This is a genomic window from Streptomyces sp. BJ20, assembly GCF_022869105.1.
Taxonomy (GTDB): Bacteria; Actinomycetota; Actinomycetes; order Streptomycetales; family Streptomycetaceae; genus Streptomyces; species Streptomyces griseoincarnatus.
Genome location: NZ_CP094918.1, coordinates 6,515,455 through 6,538,623, shown reverse-complemented (window position 1 = coordinate 6,538,623; position 23,169 = coordinate 6,515,455). Strand labels below are relative to the sequence as shown.

At 72.1% G+C, this 23,169-nt stretch carries 20 protein-coding genes and 1 other RNA gene; 16 read left to right on the top strand and 5 right to left on the bottom strand.

All coding sequences use genetic code 11. The annotated features are described in order from the left end of the window. Window positions 1-33: 33 nt before the first annotated feature. The 3 genes from MTR79_RS29480 (at window position 34) to MTR79_RS29470 (ending at window position 3,886) form a co-directional block, all read left to right on the top strand. On the top strand, window positions 34-1,272 hold the full coding sequence (locus MTR79_RS29480) for a serine/threonine-protein kinase (protein ID WP_109288758.1): 1,239 nt from the start codon (window positions 34-36) through the stop codon (window positions 1,270-1,272). Between the two features lie 498 nt (window positions 1,273-1,770). Further along, window positions 1,771-2,877: a peptide chain release factor 2 gene (gene prfB, locus MTR79_RS29475; RefSeq protein WP_048460729.1), complete on the top strand. Its 1,107-nt coding sequence runs from the start codon at window positions 1,771-1,773 to the stop codon at window positions 2,875-2,877. 313 nt (window positions 2,878-3,190) lie between these two features. Further along, complete coding sequence (locus MTR79_RS29470; RefSeq protein WP_244792406.1) at window positions 3,191-3,886, top strand: hypothetical protein; 696 nt, start codon at window positions 3,191-3,193, stop codon at window positions 3,884-3,886. A gap of 106 nt (window positions 3,887-3,992) precedes the next feature. Here the strand turns inward: MTR79_RS29470 and MTR79_RS29465 are convergent, their stop codons facing one another. Then, the gene (locus MTR79_RS29465) at window positions 3,993-4,184 is read right to left on the bottom strand and encodes a hypothetical protein (RefSeq protein ID WP_019525816.1); all 192 of its coding nucleotides are present in this window, start codon (window positions 4,182-4,184) and stop codon (window positions 3,993-3,995) included. A 333-nt stretch (window positions 4,185-4,517) separates the two neighbouring features. Here MTR79_RS29465 and ftsE point away from each other — a divergent pair, with 333 nt between their 5' ends. The 6 genes from ftsE (at window position 4,518) to MTR79_RS29435 (ending at window position 9,593) form a co-directional block, all read left to right on the top strand. Then, on the top strand, window positions 4,518-5,207 hold the full coding sequence (ftsE, locus tag MTR79_RS29460) for a cell division ATP-binding protein FtsE (protein ID WP_006132401.1): 690 nt from the start codon (window positions 4,518-4,520) through the stop codon (window positions 5,205-5,207). A gap of 29 nt (window positions 5,208-5,236) precedes the next feature. Then, on the top strand, window positions 5,237-6,154 hold the full coding sequence (ftsX, locus tag MTR79_RS29455) for a permease-like cell division protein FtsX (protein WP_048460726.1): 918 nt from the start codon (window positions 5,237-5,239) through the stop codon (window positions 6,152-6,154). A 67-nt stretch (window positions 6,155-6,221) separates the two neighbouring features. Then, a complete protein-coding gene (locus tag MTR79_RS29450) occupies window positions 6,222-7,382 on the top strand; it encodes a S41 family peptidase (protein WP_244792404.1) in 1,161 nt (386 codons plus the stop codon). Between the two features lie 60 nt (window positions 7,383-7,442). Further along, window positions 7,443-7,922: an SsrA-binding protein SmpB gene (gene smpB / locus MTR79_RS29445; protein ID WP_048460724.1), complete on the top strand. Its 480-nt coding sequence runs from the start codon at window positions 7,443-7,445 to the stop codon at window positions 7,920-7,922. A 125-nt stretch (window positions 7,923-8,047) separates the two neighbouring features. Further along, window positions 8,048-8,451, top strand: a transfer-messenger RNA (tmRNA) gene (gene ssrA / locus MTR79_RS29440). Window positions 8,452-8,612: 161 nt separating this feature from the next. Continuing rightward, the gene (locus tag MTR79_RS29435) at window positions 8,613-9,593 is read left to right on the top strand and encodes a PHB depolymerase family esterase (protein ID WP_189463094.1); all 981 of its coding nucleotides are present in this window, start codon (window positions 8,613-8,615) and stop codon (window positions 9,591-9,593) included. Window positions 9,594-9,596: 3 nt separating this feature from the next. Here MTR79_RS29435 and MTR79_RS29430 read toward each other — a convergent pair whose 3' ends face one another. Together MTR79_RS29430 and MTR79_RS29425 are read right to left on the bottom strand one after the other, a co-directional pair. Beyond that, window positions 9,597-10,604, bottom strand: a complete 1,008-nt coding sequence (locus MTR79_RS29430) for a LacI family DNA-binding transcriptional regulator (protein WP_189365190.1) — start codon at window positions 10,602-10,604, stop codon at window positions 9,597-9,599. A 98-nt stretch (window positions 10,605-10,702) separates the two neighbouring features. Further along, window positions 10,703-12,007 (bottom strand): MFS transporter, encoded by a 1,305-nt coding sequence (locus MTR79_RS29425; protein WP_189365191.1) that lies wholly within the window; start codon window positions 12,005-12,007, stop codon window positions 10,703-10,705. 84 nt (window positions 12,008-12,091) lie between these two features. On the opposite strand from MTR79_RS29425, the gene MTR79_RS29420 reads away from it, so the two are divergent. The 4 genes from MTR79_RS29420 to MTR79_RS29405 all read left to right on the top strand — a co-directional run bounded on the left by MTR79_RS29420 (window position 12,092) and on the right by MTR79_RS29405 (window position 18,356). Continuing rightward, entirely contained in the window at window positions 12,092-13,075 is a 984-nt protein-coding gene (locus tag MTR79_RS29420) for a LysR family transcriptional regulator (protein WP_244792402.1), read from the top strand. A gap of 417 nt (window positions 13,076-13,492) precedes the next feature. Beyond that, window positions 13,493-14,827 carry a hypothetical protein gene (locus MTR79_RS29415; protein WP_244793386.1) on the top strand — a complete coding sequence of 445 codons (1,335 nt, stop codon included), beginning with the start codon at window positions 13,493-13,495 and terminating at the stop codon, window positions 14,825-14,827. Beyond that, entirely contained in the window at window positions 14,827-17,025 is a 2,199-nt protein-coding gene (locus MTR79_RS29410; RefSeq protein WP_086703960.1) for a glycosyltransferase, read from the top strand. Before MTR79_RS29415 ends, MTR79_RS29410 begins: the two co-directional genes overlap by 1 nt. Then, the gene (locus MTR79_RS29405; RefSeq protein ID WP_086703962.1) at window positions 17,022-18,356 is read left to right on the top strand and encodes an acyltransferase; all 1,335 of its coding nucleotides are present in this window, start codon (window positions 17,022-17,024) and stop codon (window positions 18,354-18,356) included. The genes MTR79_RS29410 and MTR79_RS29405 overlap by 4 nt, the downstream gene beginning before the upstream one ends. A gap of 466 nt (window positions 18,357-18,822) precedes the next feature. On the opposite strand, the gene MTR79_RS29400 is transcribed toward MTR79_RS29405, so the two are convergent. Both MTR79_RS29400 and MTR79_RS29395 read right to left on the bottom strand, forming a co-directional pair. After that, the gene (locus MTR79_RS29400) at window positions 18,823-18,996 is read right to left on the bottom strand and encodes a DUF397 domain-containing protein (protein ID WP_189365195.1); all 174 of its coding nucleotides are present in this window, start codon (window positions 18,994-18,996) and stop codon (window positions 18,823-18,825) included. A 7-nt stretch (window positions 18,997-19,003) separates the two neighbouring features. Beyond that, entirely contained in the window at window positions 19,004-19,855 is an 852-nt protein-coding gene (locus MTR79_RS29395) for a helix-turn-helix transcriptional regulator (protein ID WP_114873899.1), read from the bottom strand. A gap of 231 nt (window positions 19,856-20,086) precedes the next feature. On the opposite strand from MTR79_RS29395, the gene MTR79_RS29390 reads away from it, so the two are divergent. From MTR79_RS29390 to MTR79_RS29380, 3 genes are all read left to right on the top strand, one after another. Next, window positions 20,087-20,557, top strand: a complete 471-nt coding sequence (locus tag MTR79_RS29390) for an ATP-binding protein (RefSeq protein ID WP_244792400.1) — start codon at window positions 20,087-20,089, stop codon at window positions 20,555-20,557. 26 nt (window positions 20,558-20,583) lie between these two features. Beyond that, window positions 20,584-21,519 (top strand): hypothetical protein, encoded by a 936-nt coding sequence (locus MTR79_RS29385; protein WP_244792398.1) that lies wholly within the window; start codon window positions 20,584-20,586, stop codon window positions 21,517-21,519. 174 nt (window positions 21,520-21,693) lie between these two features. Next, a complete protein-coding gene (locus MTR79_RS29380; RefSeq protein ID WP_189365198.1) occupies window positions 21,694-23,049 on the top strand; it encodes a nitrate/nitrite transporter in 1,356 nt (451 codons plus the stop codon). Window positions 23,050-23,169 lie beyond the last annotated feature (120 nt).

Here is a 23,169-nt window from a genome sequence, read left to right as displayed (position 1 = left end):
CTTTGGCGACAACACGCGTCGGTAGGAGCAGTCTTGGCACGGAGAATCGGCAGCCGGTACACCGCCCATCAGATCCTCGGGCGGGGCAGCGCCGGCACGGTGTGGCTGGGCGAGGGCCCCGAGGGGCCCGTCGCCATCAAGCTGCTGCGTGAGGATCTCTCCTCGGACCAGGAGCTCGTCGGCCGCTTCGTGCAGGAGCGGACGGCGCTGCTCGGTCTGGAGCATCCGCACGTGGTGTCCGTGCGGGACCTGGTCGTCGACGGCAACGACCTCGCACTGGTCATGGACCTGGTCCGGGGCACCGACCTGCGCACCCGGCTGGACCGGGAGCGCCGGCTCGCCCCGGAGGCCGCGGTGGCGATCGCCGCGGACGTCGCCGACGGCCTGGCCGCCGCGCACGCGGCCGGGGTCGTCCACCGCGACGTCAAGCCGGAGAACGTGCTGCTGGACATGCAGGGCCCGCTCGGCCCCGGCGGCTCGCACCGCGCCCTGCTGACCGACTTCGGCGTGGCGAAACTCATCGACACCCCGCGCCGCACCCGCGCCTCGAAGATCATCGGCACGCCGGACTATCTGGCCCCCGAGATCGTCGAGGGCCTGCCGCCGCGCGCCGCCGTCGACATCTACGCCCTCGCCACGGTCCTCTACGAGCTGCTCGCGGGTTTCACCCCGTTCGGCGGCGGCCACCCGGGCGCGGTGCTGCGCCGGCACGTCACCGAGACGGTGGTGCCGCTGCCCGGCATCCCGGACGAGCTGTGGCAGCTGCTGGTGCAGTGCCTGGCCAAGGCGCCCGCCTCGCGTCTGCGCGCCTCCGAGCTGGCCGCCCGGCTGCGGGAGCTGCTGCCGCTGCTGGCCGGGATGCCGCCGCTGGACGTGGACGAGCCGGACACCGACGAGGCCGAGGAGGCCGCCGAGGAGCTGTCCGGCGCGGCCCCCGCCGCCGGACAGCCGGTGCGCCGCCGGGGCGCGGTCCCGCTCGTGCCGGGCGCCAGGCCGTCCGACTCCAACCGTGACACGCACACGTCGATGCGTGTCCCCGCGCCGGACGAGCTGGCCGGCGGAGCCCGCGGCACGGCCCGCGCCCCCCGGGCGGCGGGCGCCCCCCGCCCCGGCTCGGCCCGCAACCGAGCGGTGACGCGCCGCCGCCGCCTCACCCTGGCGGTGGCGGCGACCCTCCTGACGGCAGCAGGAGTAGCCACCTGGCTGACCACGACGGACGACACCCCACCCCCACCCCCGGACATGGAGAACTCGGCCCCGGCCGCCCCATAGGAACGCGGGGAGACGCCCCCCTCAGGGACGTGGGACGAGGGAGGACGCCCCCTCAAGGACGAGGGTGGACGCCCTCTCAGGGACGCGGGAGGACGACGCCCTCAGGGGCGCGGGGAACTGCGCGAAGGGGGTCTGGGGCGCAGCCCCAGGAACGCGAGGGAAGCACCCGGCACGAGCAGGGCCACGGGAGGGCGGCGCCCCCCTCAGGGACGAGGGAGGACGATCCCCTCAGGGGCGCGGGGAACTGCGCGAAGGGGGTCTGGGGCGCAGCCCCAGGAACGCGAGGGAAGCACCCGGCCCCAGCAGGGCCACGGGAGGGCGGCGCCCCCCTCAGGGACGAGGGTGGACGCCCTCTCAGGGACACGTGAGGACGACTCCCTCAGGGGCGCGGGGAACTGCGCAAAAGGGGGCCCGGGGGCGCAGCCCCCGCAAGAGGGGAGGGGAGCCGGGCGCCCCGCCCGGCATGGCCCACGGCGGGAAGCCGTTACGCTGGAGGGCGTGGCAGTCGTCGACGTATCCGAAGAGCTCAAGTCCCTCTCCTCGACCATGGAGTCGATCGAGGCCGTCCTGGACCTCGACAAGATGAGGGCAGACATCGCCGTGCTCGAGGAGCAGGCGGCCGCGCCGTCCCTCTGGGACAACCCGGACGAGGCGCAGAAGATCACCAGCAAGCTGTCCCACCTCCAGGCGGAGGTCAGGAAGGCCGAGGCCCTGCGCTCGCGGATCGACGATCTCGCCGTGCTCTTCGAGATGGCCGAGGAGGAGGACGACCCGGACACCCGCGCGGAGGCCGAGTCGGAGCTCACGTCGGTCAAGAAGGCACTGGACGAGATGGAGGTCCGCACCCTCCTCAGCGGTGAGTACGACTCCCGTGAGGCGCTGGTCAACATCCGCGCCGAGGCGGGCGGCGTGGACGCCGCCGACTTCGCCGAGAAGCTCCAGCGCATGTACCTGCGCTGGGCCGAGCAGCGCGGCTACAAGACGGAGCTGATCGAGACCTCGTACGCGGAGGAGGCCGGCATCAAGTCGACCACCTTCTCCGTGCAGGCGCCGTACGCCTACGGGACGCTCTCCGTCGAGCAGGGCACGCACCGCCTGGTGCGCATCTCGCCCTTCGACAACCAGGGCCGCCGCCAGACGTCCTTCGCGGGCGTCGAGGTGCTCCCCGTGGTCGAGCAGACCGACCACATCGAGATCGACGAGTCCGAGCTGCGCGTGGACGTCTACCGCTCCTCGGGTCCTGGCGGCCAGGGCGTGAACACCACCGACTCGGCGGTGCGCCTCACCCACATCCCCACCGGCATCGTGGTCTCCTGCCAGAACGAGCGGTCGCAGATCCAGAACAAGGCCACCGCGATGAACGTCCTCCAGGCCAAGCTGCTGGAGCGGCGCCGCCAGGAGGAGCAGGCCAAGATGGACGCCCTGAAGGGCGACGGCGGCAACTCCTGGGGCAACCAGATGCGTTCGTACGTGCTGCACCCGTACCAGATGGTCAAGGACCTGCGCACGGAGTTCGAGGTGGGCAACCCGGAGGCCGTGTTCAACGGCGAGATCGACGGGTTCCTCGAGGCCGGAATTCGCTGGCGCAAGCAGCGGGAGAAGTAAGACCCGCCCGCCGCCCGCACGCCGATTTGTCGACAAGGCAACTGCCGCTTACGGAGCGGCAGTTGCCTTGTCGTGTCAGGGATGTCCGGGATTTACATCACACTCACAGCTTCCGTGTCCGGCAAAGCGTGCGGAGCAGGACATCGCGTGCGCAACGCCCTTGACGTTCCTTTGGAAAGTGGGAAGGGTGAAGCGTGGCATGCGCATTTCTGGGGCGCATGTGAACCGGGGGGCGTTTCACCACAGTTACCTCCGTTGATCACGGCCCTGGGCGCCGCCTCACTGACGATGAGCTACTGGGGGTAGCAACCACATGACCAAGAAGACGCGGATCCGTGTCGCACGCATCGCGGCCGGTGCCGTGATAGCGGCCGGCGCCTCGCTCACGGCGGCCGGCGCCGCCTCCGCCCTCGAGATCGGCGTGAGCGCCGAGGCGAACGACGCGGGCCTCGGCCTGGGCGTGACCCTCGACGGCGACGAGCCGGGCGACGGCGACGACGAGACGGAGGACCCGGGCTGCGACATCGGCACGAACCCGGACTGCCCGGATGACGGCGAGACGCCTGGCGACGGCGGGGAGACGCCGGGTGACGGTGGGGAGACGCCGGGCGACGGCGGTGAGACCCCCGGCGACGGCGGGGAGACGCCGGGCGACGGCGGCGAGACTCCCGGCGACGGCGGAGAGACTCCGGGCGACGGCGGAGAGACTCCGGGTGAGACGCCCGGCGACGGGGAGGGCCCTGTCGAGGCGCCCTCCGAGTCCGCCCCCGGCAGCGGTCTCGACCCCGACGGCGGTGCCTCCCCGCAGGAGGAGGGCTCCTCCTCCCTGACCGACACCGGCGAGGAGGCCCCGGCGGCCTCGGCGCAGGGCAACGGCAAGGAGCTGGCCGAGACCGGTGCCGCCGAGACCACCTTCCTGGTGATCGGCGCCGCCACGATGATCGCCGGCGGTATCGGCTTCCGGGTGCTCCCGCGCCTGATGACCGGCCGCGGCGGCGCCGCCGCCTGACGGTGGCCGCGCGCGTACGCACCGTACGCACGACATGACACAAGGGCCCGGAGCGCCGCCGCGCTCCGGGCCCTCGCCGTGTCTGTGGAGTCCCTGTCCGTCCTGGTCAGACGGTCTGATGGGCGAGCAGGGCCACCGCCGCGACCAGCACCGCCAGCAGGACGATCAGGGTCATCGGGGTCAGCCCCGCGAAGAAGTTCTCCTGCTGCATCCGCTCGCGGTTCGCACGGCACACGGGGCACCGGCCCTCGCTCACGGGCGCGGCGCAGTTCGCGCACACCAGCCGGTCGTACGTCATGCGCTCGCCCTCCTCGCGCCGGTTCCTGGGGTTCAACGCCCACCACCGCGTGAACGTTCCCCTTCCACTGTGCCAGGTTCCTGCGTCAGCCGCGCCGGGTCGCTCCCGGAGAGGGTGGTTCATGAGGATGCGCGGCTGCGGCGCCGTCGGGGTCGCTCGCGCCCACGCGGCGGAGCCGCACATGTCACAGCCCCGCCCCCCTGGGATGCTGCCCTCACCCGGCACCGGAACAAAAGGGCGCAAGTCCTGCGCAACCCCTACCGGTGCCTGCGCACGCCTGCCCGGGTCGCGTAAGGTCACGCTCATCTACCCCCGGCTACCCGTGGTGCATCCGTGATCCGATTCGACAACGTGTCCAAGGTCTACCCCAAGCAGACCCGCCCAGCCCTCCGGGACGTGTCCCTGGAGGTCGAGAAGGGCGAGTTCGTGTTCCTCGTCGGGTCCTCCGGCTCCGGTAAGTCCACCTTCCTGCGGCTCGTCCTGCGCGAGGAGCGGGCCAGCCACGGGCAGGTGCACGTCCTCGGCAAGGATCTCGCCCGCGTCTCCAACTGGAAGGTGCCGCAGATCCGGCGGCAGCTGGGGACCGTGTTCCAGGACTTCCGCCTGCTGCCGAACAAGACGGTCGCCGAGAACGTGGCCTTCGCGCAGGAGGTCATCGGCAAGTCGCGCGGTGAGATCCGCAAGTCCGTGCCGCAGGTGCTCGACCTGGTCGGGCTCGGCGGCAAGGAGGACCGGATGCCGGGCGAGCTGTCCGGCGGTGAGCAGCAGCGCGTCGCCATCGCGCGGGCCTTCGTCAACCGGCCCAAGCTGCTCATCTGCGACGAGCCCACCGGCAACCTCGACCCGCAGACCTCCGTCGGCATCATGAAGCTGCTCGACCGGATCAACCGGACGGGCACCACCGTGGTGATGGCGACGCACGACCAGAACATCGTGGACCAGATGCGCAAGCGCGTCATCGAGCTGGAGAAGGGCCGCCTCGTGCGCGACCAGGCACGCGGCGTCTACGGCTACCAGCACTGACGCTCCACGGAAAGGCTTGATCAGACGCCATGCGCGCCCAGTTCGTCCTGTCGGAGATCGGCGTCGGTCTCCGCCGCAACCTGACGATGACCTTCGCGGTCGTCGTCTCCGTCGCCCTGTCGCTCGCCCTGTTCGGCGGGTCGCTCCTGATGAGCGACCAGGTGAGCTCGATGAAGGGCTACTGGTACGACAAGGTCAACGTCTCCATCTTCCTGTGCAACAAGTCCGACGCCGAGTCCGACCCGAACTGCGCCAAGGGCGCGGTGACCGACGACCAGAAGAGCCAGATCAAGGCCGACCTGGAGAAGATGTCGGTCGTCGACACGGTGTCGTACGAGTCGCAGGACGAGGCGTACAAGCACTACAAGGAGCAGTTCGGCGACTCGCCGCTGGCCAGCTCCCTCACGCCGGACCAGATGCAGGAGTCGTACCGCATCAAGCTGAAGGACCCGGAGAAGTACCAGGTCATCGCGACCGCCTTCGACGGGCGCGACGGGGTGCAGTCCGTGCAGGACCAGAAAGGCCTGCTGGACAACCTCTTCGGCCTGCTGGAGGGCATGAACATCGCCGCCCTCGCGATGATGGCGCTGATGCTGGTCGTCGCCCTGATGCTGATCGTGAACACCGTCCGGGTGTCCGCGTTCAGCCGACGGCGCGAGACCGGGATCATGCGCCTGGTGGGCGCCTCCGGCTTCTACATCCAGGCGCCGTTCATCATGGAGGCCGCGGTCGCCGGACTCATCGGCGGCGGCCTCGCGTGCGGCTTTCTGATCCTGGCGCGGTACTTCATCATCGACCACGGACTCGCCCTGTCGGAGAAGCTGAGCCTGATCAACTTCATCGGCTGGGACGCCGTCCTGACGAAGCTTCCGCTCATCCTGGCGACCAGTCTGCTGATGCCGGCGTTGGCCGCGTTCTTCGCGCTGCGCAAGTATCTGAAGGTGTGACTCTTGCCAACCGGGGCGCGCGGCCAACAGGCCGTGCGCCCCTTCGCGTTGTCCTAGACTCACCGGCATGTCAGGTCGTGACCCGTTCTGTCGGCCCCGCAGCGTCCGCCGCGGCGCCGCCCTGACCTTGGTCTTCGCGAGCGTGCTCGTCGCCGGCGCGGCCACGGGCAGCCTTCCCGGCGCCGACCGCGGGGACGCCGCGGACGGCGCCGCGCAGGCCGCTCCGGTCGGCCACCACGCCGAGGTCGCCCGGGCGGCCGAGGAGGCCGCCGCCCACGGCGCGTCCCCGCTGGAGGCCGCGGAGCGCGCGGTCAGCCGCAGCGGCGACCACTGGGGCGCCGTCTACTCGCGCGGCGAGTACGAGGAGTTCGAGGCCACCCTCGACGGCGCCTACACCGGCGTCGGCCTGTGGGCCCGCGAGCGGGACGGGCGCATCGAGGTGAGCAGGGTCGGCAGCGGCACGCCCGCCGACGAGGCGGGCATCCGCCCGGGCGACCGGCTGCGCAGCGTAGACGGGGAGAAGGTCGACGGGCGGCCCGTCACCGAGGTCGTCTCGTTACTGCGCGGCGACAGGGCGGGCAAGGCCGCCGGCAGCACCGTGCGGCTGGGCCTCGAGCGCGGCTCGCGCTCGTGGAGCGAGACCGTCCGGCGCGCCCGGCTGTCCCGGGATCCGGTCACCGTCCGCTCCCTGGCCTCCGGTGTCACGGTCGTCCAGGTGTCCGCCTTCACCAAGGGCTCCGGAGAGAAGGTGGGCGCCGCCGTGCGGGAGGCGCCGAAGGAGTCCGGCATCGTCCTCGACCTGCGGGGCAACCCCGGTGGCCTGGTCGCCGAGGCGGTCACCGCGGCCTCCGCCTTCCTCGACGGCGGCCTGGTCGCCACCTACGACGTCGCCGGGGAGCAGCGTGCCCTGCACGCCGAGCCCGGCGGCGACACGAGGAGACCTCTGGTCGCGCTGGTCGACGGGGGGACGATGAGCGCGGCCGAACTTCTCACCGGCGCCCTCCAGGACCGCGGACGGGCGGTCGTCGTGGGATCCCGCACCTTCGGCAAGGGCTCGGTGCAGATGCCGACGGAGCTGCCCGACGGCTCCGTCGCCGAACTGACCGTCGGCCACTACCGCACCCCCTCCGGCCGTGGCGTCGACGGCCACGGCATCACCCCCGACCTGGAGGCCGACGGGCGGGCGCTGGAGCGCGCGGAGACGGTCGTCGGCGGACTCGGCCGGTGACCCGCCCCCGGTAATCGGCTTCCCGTGGAGCCCCTCCGTAGTGCGAAAATGGGCGGCACTATGGCTAAGGAAAAAGGGCGCAAGCTGATCGCGCAGAACAAGAAGGCGCGCCACGACTACCTCATCATCGACACCTACGAGGCGGGTCTGGTGCTCACCGGCACCGAGGTGAAGTCCCTGCGTCAGGGCCGGGCGTCGCTGGTGGACGGCTTCGTCCAGCTCACCGACCACGAGGCGTGGCTGCACAACGTGCACGTCCCCGAGTACAGCCAGGGCACCTGGACGAACCACAGCGCCCGGCGCAAGCGGAAGCTGCTGCTGCACCGCGAGGAGATCGACAAGCTGGAGGCCAAGTCCCAGGAGACCGGCCACACCATCGTGCCGCTCGCCCTGTACTTCAAGGACGGCCGGGCGAAGGTCGAGATCGCGCTCGCCAAGGGCAAGAAGGAGTACGACAAGCGGCAGACGCTGCGCGAGAAGCAGGACCGGCGGGAGGCCGAGCGGGCGATCTCCGCGGTGCGCAGGAAGCAGCGGGCCTGAGGGTCCGGGGCCCCGGGACCTCGCGGGAATAGGCTGGCATCGACCCGCGTTGGTCACGTACGATGGCATCGCACCCCACAGCGGGTGCGCGTCACCTCCTCCGGGAGGGTTTGACAACACAACATGGGGATGATCGGTTTCGACAGCGGCTGTCGAAGCAGGGGAAGCGTGTCGAGGAAGCGGCCATGATCTCGTAAACCACAGGCCGAAAAAAATAATCGCCAATTCCAAGCGATCTGTCTCCCAGGGCGAGCTCGCCCTCGCTGCCTGATCTTCAGGTAGCGAGCAGCGGCTCCCCTACTTAAGGGAGTGTCAGCCCGGGGATGTTCCCGACCCGGATCCTGGCATCAGCTAGGGAACTAAACCTTGATCCCGGTCACGGGGTGAAGAGGGAAAACACACAGTGACTGGGCCCGTCGGAGACTTGTCGGCGTGATCTCCGGGGCCGAGAAAAGCACAGCCGACTGCACACGGAGAAGCCCTGGTTCCGCACCGTTGGACGCGGGTTCGATTCCCGCCATCTCCACTTACCCCATGTGGGCAGAGGCCCCGTCGCGCGAGCGGCGGGGCCTCTGTCATGCGCGGCCAGTCCCGCGTGGCCGCGTCCCGTGCGGCCACATGGGCGCACCCCCGCGATGTGGGGGCCGCACCCATATCGGTGGGTGGTTCACGCTTCTACCTTCACTCTCCATGACACAGACCAGAGCCGCACTGCGCCCCACCGTGCTGACGGCCCTCCTGGCCGCCCTCCTCTCCGTCCTGCTCGCCCCCGCGCCCGCCTCCGCCGCCTCCCTCCAGGAGGTCACCGGCTTCGGCAGCAACCCCGGCGCCCTGAAGATGTACCGCTACGTCCCCGACGGGCTGCCCGCGGGACGCCCCGTGGTCGTCGCGCTGCACGGCTGCACCCAGAACGCCGCCGGGTACGCCTCCGGCACCGGCTGGACCACGCTCGCCGACCGCTGGGGCTTCTCCGTCGTCCTGCCGCAGCAGCAGAGCGGCAACAACCTCAGCCAGTGCTTCAACTGGTTCGAGTCCGCCGACATCGGGCGCGGCCAGGGCGAGGCCGCCTCGGTCGCGCAGATGGTCGACCGGCAGCTCGCCGACGTCTCCGGCGACCCGTCCCGCGTCTACGTCACCGGGCTGTCCGCGGGCGGCGGGATGACCGCCGTGATGATGGCCGCCTACCCGGAGAAGTTCGCCGCGGGCGGCATCGTCGCAGGGCTGCCGTACGGCTGCGCGCAGGCCGCGGGGACGGCGTACGTGTGCATGTTCGTCGGGGCCACGCAGACCCCCGCGCAGTGGGGCGACCGCGTGCGCGCCGCGCGGCCCGGGTACACCGGGCCCTGGCCGGCGCTCACCGTGTTCCAGGGCACGGCCGACTACACGGTGCGGCCGGCCAACATGACCGCCCTGGTGGACCAGTGGACGAACGTGCACGGCGCCGACCGCACCGCCGACGTCGGCGACACCGTCGCCGGGTACCCGCACCGCGTCTACCGCGGCCCCGCCGGGAACGCGGTCGTGGAGACGTACAGCCTCACCGGGATGGGGCACGGCCAGCCCGTCGACCCCGGGAGCGGGGACGCTCAGTGCGGGGCGGCCGGGGCGTACTTCCTGGACGTGAACCTGTGCGCCGCGTACCGGCTGGGGAAGGCCTGGCAGCTCGGCTGAGCGTCAGTGCCCGCGCGGCGCCGTGCTCGCCCGCTCCGTCAGCCGGGGCGGCAGCAGGGTGGTGCCCGGTACGGGAGCCCCGGACAGCTTCCGTATCAGCAGATGCACCGCGCGGGCGCCCAGCTCGGCGGCCGGCACGGCCACCGAGGTGACCGGGACGCGGGCCGCCGCGGCGACCGGGGCCGGGCAGACGGCGGTGAGCGACAGATCGCCGGGGACCCGCATCCCCAGCTGCTCGAACGCCTCGATCAGCGGGTCGACGAGCGGCTCGTTGTGCACCACCACCGCGGTCAGCGCGGGCAGGTCGCGCAGCAGCCGCTCCGCGACCGCGCGGGCCGCGTCCCGGCCGGTGCCGCACGGCAGCGCCGCCGAGGCCAGCCCGTGCCGGCCGGCGGCCGCGGTGAAGCCCTCCACCAGTCGCCGGGCGAACGCCGTGCGCCGCACGTACACCTCCGGCGGCGAGCCGACCAGCGCCACCGTGCGGTGCCCGAGCCCCGCCAGATGGTCCACGCACAGCTCCCCGGCCGCCCGGAAGTCCAGGTCGACACAGGTCAGACCGTCCGCCTCGGCGGGCACCCCGATCAGCACGGACGGCAAGGAACAGGAGCGCAGCAGCGGCAGCCGCGGGTCCTGCAACTGCACGTCCGTCACGATCACCCCGTCCGCCAGGCCCGTCTCCGTGACCCGCCCGATGCCCTCGTCGCCCTCGCCCTGGGTGAGCAGCAGCACGTCGTGGTCGCGGGCGCGGGCGGCGGTGACCACCGACACCGCGAACTGGGTCACCACGGGCAGATGGATGCCGGGCCGCATCGGCACCGCCAGCGCGAGCACCTTCGCCCGGGCGCCGGACCGGGACCGCCCGCCGTCGTCCGTGCGGTAGCCGAGCTCACGCACGGCGGCCTGCACCCGGCGCCGGGTCGCGTCGGAGATCGGCCGCTTGCCGCTCAGCGCGTACGAGACCGTACTGGGGGAGACGCCGGCGCGCCGGGCCACATCCGTGATCTTCACCATCGGGAGTCCTCGTGGGCACGGTCCGTGGGGGGAGGAAGCGGCCGACGCCCTTGTCGAAGCGCTTCGACGGGTGAAGGTATGTGCGGGATCTGTGCCCGTCAATGGTGCGGACGGTGATCCATGGAGCGGTTCGACGAGCCGAACGAGAGCAGCGTCCCGGCGACCGTGAAGGCGGTCAGCGCCGCCGCCACCGGCACCCCGTATCCGGCGGTGGCCGAAACGTGCTCCACGATCCAGCCGCCGGCCGCGCTGCCGCAGGCGATCCCGCCCAGCAGCCCGGTGACCGCCAGCGTCATGCCCTCGTTCAGCCGCCCCTCGGGGGTGTGCCGCTGCACCAGGGTCATCGTGGTGACCATGGTCGGGGCGGTGGCCATGCCCGCCACCAGCAACGCGCCCGCCAGGACCAGGAGTGAACCGGTGAGGGCGGCGGCCAGCAGCGGCAGCGTCATCAGCGCGGCCATCGCGGCCAGGCACCACAGCAGGCGGGGCCACATCGACCCGGCCGGGCGCACCGCCCCGTACAGCAGGCCCGCCACGCAGGAGCCCGCCGCCTGGAGCGCCAGCACGGCACCGGCCGCCGTACGGTGCCCCTGCCCGTCCGCGAACGCGATCGTCACCACCTCCATCGAGCCGAACACCCCGCCCGTCGCCAGGCAGACCAGCAGCAGCGGCCGTATGCCCGGCGCGCGCAGAGGGGCCCGCCCGGCGGCGCGGCGGACGGCCGGGGGCTCCGTGGAGCGCTGCGCGGTGAACAGCGCGACACCCGTCAGCAGCAGCACCGCGCCCGTCAGCGTCCCCGCCTCGGGGAAGAACGTCCCGCACAGCACGGCCGCGAGCACCGGGCCGAGCATGAAACACAGCTCGTCGGCGGCCTGCTCGAAGGAGTTCGCGGTGTGCAGCGCGTCGGGTCTGCCCTTCAGCAGATGCGCCCAGCGGGCCCGGGACATGCCCCCGGTGTTCGGGGTGGTGGCGGTCGCGGCGTAGGCGGCGAACAGCGTCCAGGCCGGGGCGTCGTACCGCACGCAGAGCACCAGCGCCAGCGAGCCGAGCACCGCGATCAGCGTGGCCGGAAGCGCGATCCGGGCCTGCCCGAACCGGTCCACCAGGCGCGCGGTCCACGGAGCGACCACCGCCGTCGCGGCGAGCCCGGTCGCGGTGACGGCGCCGGCCAGGGCGTAGGACCCGCGGCTCCCCGCGATCATCACGATCGCGCTCACCCCGAACATCCCCATCGGAAGCCGGGCGAGCAGATTCCCCGCCGTGAAGGCACGGGCGCCCGGCACGGCGAACAGACGGCGGTACGGGCCCGGCTCGCGCGGGGCGCGCGGGGCGAAGTCGACGGCCACGAGGGTGTCGGAGGTGACGGTGAACAGGCGGGTGTCCCCGGAGGTCGGCTGCGGCATGGCCTCACCGTCGCCCCTGGCCGGCCGCCTGGTCCAACACCTTCTCCGCACGCATTGACGCACCTGTGTTGTAGGTTCGCGGTCATGCCCGCCTCCGCCCACGTCGACCCCCGCCTGCTGCGCGCCTTCGTCACTGTCGCCGAGGAGCTGCACTTCACCCGCGCCGCGGCCCGCCTCTACGTCGCCCAGCAGGCGCTGAGCCGGGACGTGCGACGGCTGGAGCGGGAGCTGGGCTGCGAGCTGTTCGTCCGCAGCACCCGCCGGGTCACGCTCACCGCCGACGGCGAGCGCCTGCTGCCGTACGCGAGCGCCGCGCTCCGGGCGCAGGACGACCTGCTCGCCGCCGCAGGACAGAGCCGCCCGCTGCTGGTGGACCTCAACTCACCGGGCCTGGAGACCCACCGCGAGGTGCTGCACCGGGCGCGGGAGCGGGCGCCCGGGCACGAGCTGATGGCCCGTTACGAGAGCGGGCTGACCTGGGCGGCCGGGGAGCTGCTCGCGGGGCGGCTCGACGCGACGTTCGGCCGTTTCGCGGGGCTCGCCCCGGCCGTGAGGGCAGGCCTCGACCAGCAGCCGGTGCGCTACGAACCGATGGCCGTGGTGCTGCCCGTGAACCATCCCCTGGCCGGTCTGCCCGAGGTGCCGCTGGCCGCGCTCGCGGGCGAGACCGTCTACGCCGGGGCGGGCAACGCGCGCACCGAGGAGTGGACGGACCTGGCGCGGCGGCTGTTCGACGGGCGGGGCATCACGCTCGCGCCGCCCGCCCCGCTGGCGGTGGGCGAGGAGGAGTTCCAGCGGGTGATGGCGCGGACCCGCAACCCCATCCTCGCCGTGGTGGGTTTTCCGCCACTGCCGGGGACGGTGTCGCGCCCCCTGGTGGAGCCGGTTCCCCTCTCGCCCGTGTCCCTTGTATGGCGAAAAGGAATGACCCACCCTGCTTTGGCTGAACTGCGCAGGTCGGCGGCCGAATTGGCCGCCGAGCGAGGTTGGCTGGAGCGTCCCGTGGACTCCTGGCTCCCGGGATCGGACGCCGATGTGATGGGAGCGCACCCAATGTCTCGCTGCTGACACAAAAGGTCGCCACGCAAACACACAACCTCCGCGTGCGCTACATTCGATGCTTCGAGCACGGTGTGATAAACGGGGCGCTCGGAGCGGGTGGGGGCCCGGTCCGCCGACGGGTGCTCGGGTCGTACGCGCGCCGATGGTTCCGTTGGGGGGAAGTGCGAGCGCGTGGAAAAGTGGCGAGAAGACGCCCAACCGGGTCGGCCGCAGTCGGCCGACGGTTCCCGGAGGTTCGCGGAAGCGGACGAGGACGCCCGTGAGACACGGGTGCTCCCCCTGGCGGAGAGACCCGCCGAACCCGGTCCGAGAGACGGCGCGGAGAGTTTCCGCGCCGGTTCCGGTTCCGGGTCCCTCGACGAGCGCTGGGCGCGGCTCGGAGTGTTTCCGTCCGGGAACGGCAGGGACGAGGACCGCACACAGATGCTGCCCCCGACCGGGGGCGACGACAGGACCGAGGTCCTGCCCGGGACGGGCGGCCGCCCCGGCCCGTCCGGCACGCCCTGGCACGGCGGCGAGGACCGCACACAGGTGCTGCCCGGGGTGGGCGGCCGCCCCGGTCCTTCCACCCGCCCCGGCCCGGCCGGCGGCGTCCGCCCGGGCGACGGACCCGGACCGTCCGTCGGCGCCCGCCCGAGCGACGGGCCCGGAACGTCCGTCGGCCGCGGCGGCTTCGACGCCTTCCGTAAGTCGGCCGCGCCCGCTCCGCACCGGCCCGCCGACGACGCCTTCCGCAAGCCGGCCGCGCCCGCTCCGCACCGGCCCGCCGACGACGCCTTCCGTAAGCCGGCCGCGCCCGCTCCGCACCGGCCCGCCGACGACGCCTACGACTCCGAGCGCACCACCGCCCTCCGCGTCCCCCGTCCCGCCGCTGCGGCGGCCCCGGCTGCGCCGGACGCCGGCGCCACCACCCGGGTCCCGGCCGCGGGCGCCGCGGGCCCCACGGACGCCGGCGCCGCCGTCCGTGACCCGTGGCAGGAGGACCCCGGCACCGCCGAGGCCACCCATGACCCGCACGAGGTGACGGTCCAGCTCGACGCCGTGCAGATCGGCGCCGGCGGCGTGTTGCGCCGGTCATCCGGAGCGGGCGCGGCGCCCGAGGCGGCCCCCGTGTTCGTCGACGAGTCGGGCCGCCGCAACCGGCTCTACCGCCGCATCGGCCTGGCCGTCGGACTCGCCTGCGCGGGCTACGCCGTCGTCATGGTCGCCACCCTGCTGTCCGGCAACTCCGACGCTCCCTGGATGCCCGTCCCGGGCCAGGAGGAGAAGCCGTCCGGGCAGGTCGGTACCACCCCCCGGCCCTCCGCGACCGACCCCGTGCCCAGCTCCGGCACCAGCCTCGACCCCGGCGTCGGCACGCCCGCCCCGGGCGCCTCCGACCTGCCCGGGCCCGGAGTCTCCGCCCCCGTGGCGGGCGGCGCCGGCGGCACGGAGCGGCAGCCGGACGGCGGCGCCCCGGCGACCACCCCGGCCGGCCGCGCCAGCTCCCAGCCGGCCACCGGCGGCGGCGACGCGGGCGGCGGGGCCACCGTCGAGACGCCTCCGGCCGGCGGCGGCACCGCCACGCAGCCCACGACGCCGACGACCCCGGCAGAGCCTCCGCCGCCCGACACGGCCGACCCGACCGGAGGCGGAGGCGGCGAGGCCGGCGGCACCGACAGCCTTTCCGCTCCGTCCGGCGGCGACCGCCCGGTCGCCGCCGAACCAGCCGCGGGCGCCGACCCCGCCGCCGCACCGTCCCCGGAGAACGTCCTCTGATGGCACCCCCGTCCCACCGCCGCCGGGCGCCCCGCCCGGACCGGCGCGGCGCACTGCGCCGACGCGTACCGCTGCGCCTGCTCCTGCCGCTGCTCGTCCTGGTCGCCCTCGCCGCCATGCTGATGCTCCGCGGCTACGTGCACAGCGAGATCCTGGCCGACCACCGGGTCCAGGACCCCGCCCCCACCACCCAGGTGCCCAAGGAGATACTCGAGGGCGGCCCGGTCATAGACGCCCGCGGCGGCAAGGCCACGACCCTGAGCGTGCCCGACCACCGGCTGGTGCTCACCTTCGACGACGGCCCGGACCCCACCTGGACGCCGAAGATGCTCGACGTGCTGAAGAAGCACGACGCGCACGCCGTCTTCTTCGTCACCGGCACCATGGCCTCCCGCCACCCGGACCTCGTCCAGCGCATGGTCGACGAGGGCCACGAGGTCGGCCTGCACACCTTCAACCACCCCGACCTGTCGCTCCAGTCCAAGAAGCGCATCGACTGGGAGCTGTCGCAGAACCAGCTCGCCCTCACCGGCGCGGCCGGCATCCGCACCTCGCTGTTCCGCCCGCCGTACTCGTCCTTCTCCGACGCCATGGACAACAAGTCCTGGCCGGTCACCGAGTACATCGGCAGCCGCGGCTACCTCACCGTCGTCAACAACACCGACAGCGAGGACTGGAAGCGCCCCGGCGTCGACGAGATCATCCGCCGCGCCACACCGAAGAACGGCGAGGGCGCCATCGTCCTCATGCACGACTCCGGCGGTGACCGCAGCCAGACCCTGGCCGCGCTCGACACGTTCCTGCCCGACCTCAAGGACAAGGGCTACGAGTTCGACAACCTCACCGAGGCCCTGGACGCGCCCAGCGCCCACAGCCCGGTCACGGGGCCCGAGCTGTGGAAGGGCAAGGCCTGGATCTTCCTGGTGCAGGCCTCCGAGAAGATCACCGGCGTGCTGGTGGTCGGCCTGGCGATCATCGGCACCCTCGTCATCGCCCGCTTCGTGCTGATGCTGCTGCTGTCCGGCGCGCACGCCCGCCGGGTGCGCCGCAAGGGCTTCCGCTGGGGCCCGCCGGTCACCGAGCCGGTCACCGTGCTGGTCCCGGCGTACAACGAGGCCAAGTGCATCGAGAACACCGTCAACTCCCTGATGGCCAGCGATCATCCGATCGAGGTGCTGGTCATCGACGACGGCTCCACCGACGGCACCGCCCGCATCGTCGAGGCGATGGGCCTGCCCAACGTCCGGGTCATCCGCCAGCTCAACGCGGGCAAGCCCGCCGCCCTCAACCGGGGCCTCGCCAACGCCCGCCACGACATCGTCGTGATGATGGACGGCGACACGGTCTTCGAGCCGTCCACCGTCCGTGAGCTCGTCCAGCCCTTCGGCGACCCGCGGGTCGGCGCCGTCGCCGGCAACGCGAAGGTCGGCAACAAGGACAGCCTCATCGGCGCCTGGCAGCACATCGAGTACGTGATGGGCTTCAACCTGGACCGCCGGATGTACGACATCCTGCGCTGCATGCCGACCATCCCGGGCGCCGTCGGCGCCTTCCGGAAGTCGGCGCTGGAGCCTATCGGCGGCATGAGCGACGACACTCTCGCCGAGGACACCGACGTCACCATGGCGCTGCACCGCGCCGGCTGGCGCGTGGTCTACGCGGAGAACGCCCGCGCCTGGACCGAGGCCCCGGAGACCGTCCAGCAGCTCTGGTCGCAGCGCTACCGCTGGTCCTACGGCACCATGCAGGCCATCTGGAAGCACCGCCGCGCCCTCGTCGACAAGGGCCCCTCCGGGCGCTTCGGCCGCGTGGGCCTGCCCTTCGTCTCGCTGTTCATGATCGTGGCGCCCCTGCTGGCCCCGCTGATCGACGTCTTCCTGCTGTACGGGCTGGTCTTCGGGCCGACCCAGCAGACCATCCTCGCTTGGCTGGGCGTCCTGGCCATCCAGGCGGTCTGCGCCGCCTACGCGTTCCGCCTCGACAAGGAACGCATGACCCATCTGATCTCGCTGCCGCTGCAGCAGATCCTGTACCGCCAGCTCATGTACGTCGTGCTGCTCCAGTCCTGGATCACGGCGCTCACCGGCGGCCGGCTGCGCTGGCAGAAGCTGCGCCGCACCGGTGTCGTCGGGGCGCCCGTGAACGGGGCGGTGCCGAGCGGCCAGGCGTACGACGACGACCGGAGGCCGGTGGCATGACCCACGGACACCCGTCCGGCGCCGCTCCGGTCCCGGACGGCCCTTACCCGCCCCCGTACGGCGCCCCCACGGACGTGGCCCGGCGGCCGGCGCACGCGTTCCCCCAGCAGCACACGACGGAGCCGGCGGCGGTGGAGCCGGCTCCGCAGGAAACCCCGGCCGCTCCGAAGAGGCCGGGCCGGGACAGGTACCTGGACCTGCTGCGGTCCATCGCCCTGGTTCGGGTCGTCGTCTACCACCTCTTCGGGTGGGCCTGGCTGACCGTGCTGTTCCCGTCCATGGGCGTGATGTTCGCGCTCGCCGGCTCGCTGATGGCGCGGTCGCTGAAGCGGCCCGCCTGGAGCGTGATCCGGTCCCGGGTCCGCCGTCTGCTGCCGCCCATGTGGATCTTCGGCGCGGTCGCGCTGACGCTGCTGTTCATGAGCGGCTGGAGCCCCGGGGACGATCCGGACCAGGGTGGCGGTCCCTGGGGTCTGGTCAAGCTCTTCAACTACCTCGTCCCGATCGGCGCCCCGCCCTACCCGTTCGAGGCCGGAGACCTGGGGTGGCTCACCGGCGGCACCTGGGCGGACGACGCGGTGGGACCGCTGTGGTACCTGCGCGCCTACCTGTGGTTCGTGCTCGCGTCGCCGCTGCTGCTGTGGGCGTTCCGCCGGGCGCCCTGGCCGACGCTGCTCGCCCCGCTCGGCCTGACGGCCGTCGTCGGCACCGGGCTGGTCACCATCCCCGGGGAGACCGGCCACGCGGTCACCGACTTCGCGGTCTACGGTTCCTGCTGGGTGCTGGGCTTCGCCCACCAGGACGGCATGCTCAAGCAGGTGCCGCGCTACATCTCGGTGTCCTGCGCCTCACTGGTGATGGCGTTCGGCCTGTGGTGGGCCTCGGGCCACCTCGGCGACGGGGGCTGGGACCTCAACAACATCCCGCTGGCGCAGGCCGCCTGGTCGTTCGGATTCGTGGTGATCCTGCTCCAGTACTCGCCCTCGTGGCAGGAACTGCCGGGCCGGCTCGCGGGCTGGGACAAGCTGGTGACCCTGTCCAACAACCGGGCGGTCACCATCTACCTGTGGCACAACCTGCTGATCGCGCTCACCTTCCCGATCGTCGACCTGCTGTACGAGATCCCGTTCATGCAGAGCGAGCGCGGGGTGGAGGCGCTCAACAGCACGTACGAACTGTGGGCGTTCGCGTTCGTCTGGCCGCTGATCGGTCTGATGATCCTTTCGACGGGCTGGGTCGAGGACCTCGCTGCGAAGCGGAAGCCACGTCTGTGGCCGAACGGCAGCAAGAGCAAGCGCCCCCGGACGAGCGCCGGGGCGCACCGGGGCTGACGTCAGGTTGCCTGCGGTCACCGAGGTGTGCCGGTGGCCGTTGGGCCACTCGCTTCTTTGCCAGTGTCGTGCTTCCGCGACCCGCGTCAAGGGCGCTGCGTTCCGCTGCGCTCCACTCCGCGTCGGCTCCGCCGATGGCCCTCCGGGCCACCCTTGACCCGGCTCGCTGCAGCACGGGGGAGAAGCGAGCGAGCGGCCCGGAAGAGCGGGTGGCCGGCCTGTGTCGGTCCCTTCGGCCGGCCGACCAGTCACCCGGCGTGCGGGAGACGCGCCCGCGCCTCGCGGGCACGCCGGGTGGGCTTGGCGACTGACGGCGGGTGAAGAGACCCGTGGGCCGGGTCGGTGCCTTTTGATGTGCGGGGTCCCACCCCCTTTCGGAATCCGTGAACACTTTGGCCCGAAGTGTTCACGGATTGTGAAGGGGGTGCGTTCCTCAGGATGTCTCGGCAGTCGATGACGATGCCGGTCACTTCGTGAGGTGAGCGAGGAAGACGGCCCATGCGGTGGGAGAGAGGCCGAGCCGCGGGCCGGACGTCGTCTTCGAGTCGCGTATGAGGACGGCGGCGGTAGTGGTGGCCACTTCGACGCAGTTGGAGGCGTCGGGGCTGTAGGAGGACTTGCGCCATCGGTGGTCGGACATGGTGACTTCAGGTCTCCTTGGCGAGGCGGTGAATCAGGTCTCGGGACTCGACAGGCTCGAGGGCGTTCGACTCCATGCGGTCGAGCACTGAACGGTATTTGTTCAACTGGGCTTCCGCGTCCAGGAATTCGCACCCGTGATGGGTGTCCAACTGCACGGTGTCGAGCTGCGGGACGGGCCCCAGCAGGTAGTCGATCGACTGTCCCGTTCCCGGGAAGGAACCCTTGCCGAACGGGATGATCCGAACGGTGACGTGTTCCAGTTCGCTCATGTCCAGCAGGTGCCGGAGCTGGGCGCGGACGGTCGTCGAACCGCCGTACCCCATGTGCAGCGCGGACTCGTGGATCACCGCCGTGTAGGGCGGTGGGTTCTCGCGGTGGAGAATGCCCTGGCGCTTGATGCGGTGGGTCACGCGGTGCTCGATCTCGTACTGCCTCAAAGGTGGCACCGCTTCGCAGAAGAGCGCGCGGGCGTGCTCCGTGGTCTGGAGGAGCGCCGGAATGTGGACGACCAACGCCACGCGCAGGGCTGCAGCATGGTGCTCCAGTTCGGCGAGGTCGATGAGGCCCACCGGAAGGTGCTCGCGGTACTCCTCCCACCAGCCCCGCGACCGCCGCCCGGTCATCGCGGCCAACGCGTCGACCAGCGCGGCGTCGGGACAGGCGTAGGCGTGTGCCATGGAGTGGATGCGGTCGGCGCTGACGGGGGTGCGGCCCGTCTCGATCATGCTGATGCGCGCTTGGTTGACGCCGAGCAGTTCGCCGGCGCCGGTCGCGGTGAGGCCGGCTCGTTCACGAAGCTTGCGCAGCTCAGCGCCCAGTCTCCGCTGCCGCAGCGTCGGATTGTTCGTGGGCGGCACGGTGTGTCCCTCCTGGCCGCGAGGCGGCGCGTTTCTCCCTCACACGAGTGAAGCATGGATGGTTTCCGCTAGTTCTGTAGGAACCATCTAACCATCGGCCCTACGGTGGTCGCACAGCGCCCGACCGCCCACTCCGCTGAGTCGGAAGTGCACCGCGAACCGCGGCACCGCCACCGCCCGACGGAGTTGTTGAGCGAGCCCGAGTCCCCCCAACCCTCCCCGGAGACAACCATGGTCACCGTAGCCCCGCCCCACCCCTGGGCGTACGCCCTTCGCCTCCCCCGTGACCCCCGCGCCGTACGCGTCGCACGTATGACGGTGCGGGCCGCGCTCGACGGGCACGGCAGGCAGGACGCCGTCGACGTCGTCGAGTTGCTGACGTCGGAGCTGGTCACCAACGCCTACCTGCACACCAAGGGGCCCGCCTCCCTACGGCTCACGGGGCTGAGCGGCGGCCGGCTGCGGGTCGGGGTGTGGGACAGCGACCCGTACGTCCCCGCCCCGTTCGGCGGGGCCGGTGACGCTTCCGTCCCGCTCGCTCCGCTCGACTCCGGGTCCGGGCGCGGACTGCGTCTCGTGCAGGAGTACGCCGACTCCTGGGGAGGGTGGGCCCTGGGTGACGGTGCGCTGGGGCGGGGAGCGGGGAAGCTGCTCTGGTTCGAGGTGGGCGGGCGTGCCACACTGCCCCTGTTGCTGAAGTGAACGGTAAGCCAGGGGGCGCGGGGCGAATGAGCAAGCGGCAGACGCAGAAGATGCTGCGGTTGATGGCGAGCGGGGAGCCGGTGGAGCTCACCAGCGCCATGGCATCCGTGAAGAAACTCGCCCGACTCGCCTTCGTCGCCCAGCAGTTCGGCTACGAGTACGCCGACGTCCGGCAGGGCGGCGGGAACAACAGCCAGCTGAAGATGCTGATCGTGCCCGACCCCAGCCCGCAGGCCCAGGCCCGCGCCGCGCAGAACTGGGCGCAGTACCCCAACGCCCACGACGGCGTCTCCGTGCCGCCGCTCGTGCCGGACGCCTTCGAACTGCTCAAGGCGCGCATCAACTTCGACCTCACCGGCAAGAACGCCGAGAAGCGCATGGGCTACGGCGCGATCGGCGTCTCCATCGGCGCCGTGATCATCGCCTACCGGCTCGGCGGCACCTCGGACGACTTCGTCATCGCGGCGGTGATCTGGCTGGCGCTCATGGCGATCCTGGGCATCGGCTTCGTCGTCACCCGCAAGCGCAACGCCAAGTTCGCGGCGCGGCTCCAGGCGGCCGGCTTCATGCCGGTCACGGACGAGACGGGCCGGGTGCGTTACCTGCCGCCGGGCGGACAGATGCCGGGCCACGGCAACCCCTTCGGGGCCGGTCCGTACGGCCCGTACGGGGCGCAGGCACAAGGCGCACCGCCGGTCCCGCAGCAGCAGCCGGTGGTGGACCACGCCCCGCAGCAGCCTCCGGCGTACGGGCAGCCGTTCCCGCAGCAGCGGCCCGCACCGGGCTACGCCCAGCAGTCTCCCGCCGGGCAGCCCGCCCCGTACGGCGGGCAGCAGCCCGGCGGCCCCTACGCCCAGCCCGGCCCCTACGCCCAGCAGCCGCCCGCCTACGGCCAGCCAGGGCCGTACGGCGCCCCGCCGCAGCAGGCGCCCGGCCCCTACGGGCAGCCCCCGCAGCACTGACCCCTCACCACGCCCCCGGTGACCGGTGACGGACACCTCTCACCCCGCCCCCGCCCAGGGTGAGAGCAACGTTCCCTGCCGGTCACCGCGTGCCACAGGCCGGAAACGCTCCCTCCCTACCTTCGGGACCAGCCCTCGCGGCACCGCCGCGCCCCGGAGAGCAGTGGAGGCCCCATGACAGCCCGCGGCCGTTGGATCCAGCAGTGGGACCCGGAGGACGAGACCTTCTGGAACCGCACCGGAGAGCGGATCGCCCGCCGCAATCTCCTCTTCTCCGTCCTGTCCGAGCACATCGGCTTCTCGATCTGGACCATGTGGTCCGTGCTGGTGCTCTTCATGGGCCCCGAGTACGGGCTCACCCCCGCCGACAAGTTCCTGCTGACGTCGCTGGTCACGCTGGTCGGCGCCGTCGTCCGGGTCCCGTACACCTTCGCCGTCGCGGTGTTCGGCGGGCGGAACTGGACGATCATCTCCGCGGGACTGCTGCTCGTGCCGACCGTCGCCGCGTTCGCGGTGATGGAGCCGGGCACCTCCTTCTCCACGTTCCTGCTGGTCGGCCTGCTGGCCGGCATCGGCGGCGGCAACTTCGCCTCCTCCATGACCAACATCAACGCCTTCTTCCCGCTGCGGAAGAAGGGCTGGGCGCTCGGACTGAACGCCGGCGGGGGCAACATCGGCGTCCCCGTCATCCAGCTCGTCGCCCTCGCGATCATCGGCGCGAGCGGGGGGCCGCGGGTGCTGCTCGGCCTGTACATCCCGCTGATCGTCGTCGCCGCCGTGCTCGCCGCGCTCTACATGGACAACCTGGCCTCGGTGAAGAACGACACCGGCGCCGCCAAGGACGCGGCGCGCGACCCGCACACCTGGATCATGTCGTTCCTCTACATCGGCACGTTCGGCTCGTTCATCGGCTACAGCTTCGCCTTCGGGCAGGTGCTGCAGAACCAGTTCGACCGCACCCCGCTGGAGGCCGCGTACGTCACCTTCGTCGGGCCGCTGCTGGGCTCGCTGATCCGGCCGCTGGGCGGCTGGCTCGCCGACCGCTACGGCGGCGCGCGCATCACGCTGTGGAACTTCGTCGGCATGGGCGCAGCGACCGCCGTGCTGATCGCCGCCTCCATGGCGCAGTCGCTGGCGCTGTTCACCGTCGCCTTCGTGGGGCTGTTCGTGCTGACCGGCCTCGGCAACGGGTCGACGTACAAGATGATCCCCGGCATCTTCCAGGCCAAGGCGCACGCGCTGGGTCTCGAAGGGGAGGCGGCGGCCGCGTACGGGCGGCGGCTGTCCGGGGCGTCCATGGGGCTGATCGGCGCGGTGGGCGCACTCGGCGGCGTCGGCATCAACCTGGCCTTCCGCCAGTCCTTCCTCTCCTACGGCTCCGGCACCGGCGCCTTCGTGGCGTTCCTCGCCTGCTACGCGGTCTGTTTCGCGGTCACGTGGGCGGTATACCTTCGCCGGCCCGCCGCCCGGTCGGCCGGAGTGACCCCCGCCACGGAGGAGAAGCCGCAGCTCAGTTACGCCGAGGTCTGACCGACGGTGACGTAACACTGGTGACATGAAGCCGAACCGAGCCTGTCACGGACCATTGGCAGGCTCGCTCGGCACGGACGTGGAGCCGCACCTCCGTGCAGGACACCTCCGTGCAGGACG

Bases quoted from the DNA above. Each gene is read 5' to 3' on its own strand.
- MTR79_RS29425 (WP_189365191.1), bottom strand. From the start codon at position 12,007: ATGCCGCAGCCGACCTCCGGGGACACCCGCCTGTTCACCGTCACCTCC.
- MTR79_RS29450 (WP_244792404.1), top strand. From the start codon at position 6,222: ATGTCAGGTCGTGACCCGTTCTGTCGGCCCCGCAGCGTCCGCCGCGGC.
- ftsX (WP_048460726.1), top strand. From the start codon at position 5,237: ATGCGCGCCCAGTTCGTCCTGTCGGAGATCGGCGTCGGTCTCCGCCGC.
- MTR79_RS29420 (WP_244792402.1), top strand. From the start codon at position 12,092: ATGCCCGCCTCCGCCCACGTCGACCCCCGCCTGCTGCGCGCCTTCGTC.
- MTR79_RS29405 (WP_086703962.1), top strand. From the start codon at position 17,022: ATGACCCACGGACACCCGTCCGGCGCCGCTCCGGTCCCGGACGGCCCT.
- MTR79_RS29470 (WP_244792406.1), top strand. From the start codon at position 3,191: ATGACCAAGAAGACGCGGATCCGTGTCGCACGCATCGCGGCCGGTGCC.
- smpB (WP_048460724.1), top strand. From the start codon at position 7,443: ATGGCTAAGGAAAAAGGGCGCAAGCTGATCGCGCAGAACAAGAAGGCG.
- MTR79_RS29435 (WP_189463094.1), top strand. From the start codon at position 8,613: ATGACACAGACCAGAGCCGCACTGCGCCCCACCGTGCTGACGGCCCTC.
- MTR79_RS29410 (WP_086703960.1), top strand. From the start codon at position 14,827: ATGGCACCCCCGTCCCACCGCCGCCGGGCGCCCCGCCCGGACCGGCGC.
- MTR79_RS29430 (WP_189365190.1), bottom strand. From the start codon at position 10,604: ATGGTGAAGATCACGGATGTGGCCCGGCGCGCCGGCGTCTCCCCCAGT.
- MTR79_RS29390 (WP_244792400.1), top strand. From the start codon at position 20,087: ATGGTCACCGTAGCCCCGCCCCACCCCTGGGCGTACGCCCTTCGCCTC.
- MTR79_RS29385 (WP_244792398.1), top strand. From the start codon at position 20,584: ATGAGCAAGCGGCAGACGCAGAAGATGCTGCGGTTGATGGCGAGCGGG.
- MTR79_RS29400 (WP_189365195.1), bottom strand. From the start codon at position 18,996: ATGTCCGACCACCGATGGCGCAAGTCCTCCTACAGCCCCGACGCCTCC.
- MTR79_RS29465 (WP_019525816.1), bottom strand. From the start codon at position 4,184: ATGACGTACGACCGGCTGGTGTGCGCGAACTGCGCCGCGCCCGTGAGC.
- MTR79_RS29415 (WP_244793386.1), top strand. From the start codon at position 13,493: ATGCTGCCCCCGACCGGGGGCGACGACAGGACCGAGGTCCTGCCCGGG.
- MTR79_RS29380 (WP_189365198.1), top strand. From the start codon at position 21,694: ATGACAGCCCGCGGCCGTTGGATCCAGCAGTGGGACCCGGAGGACGAG.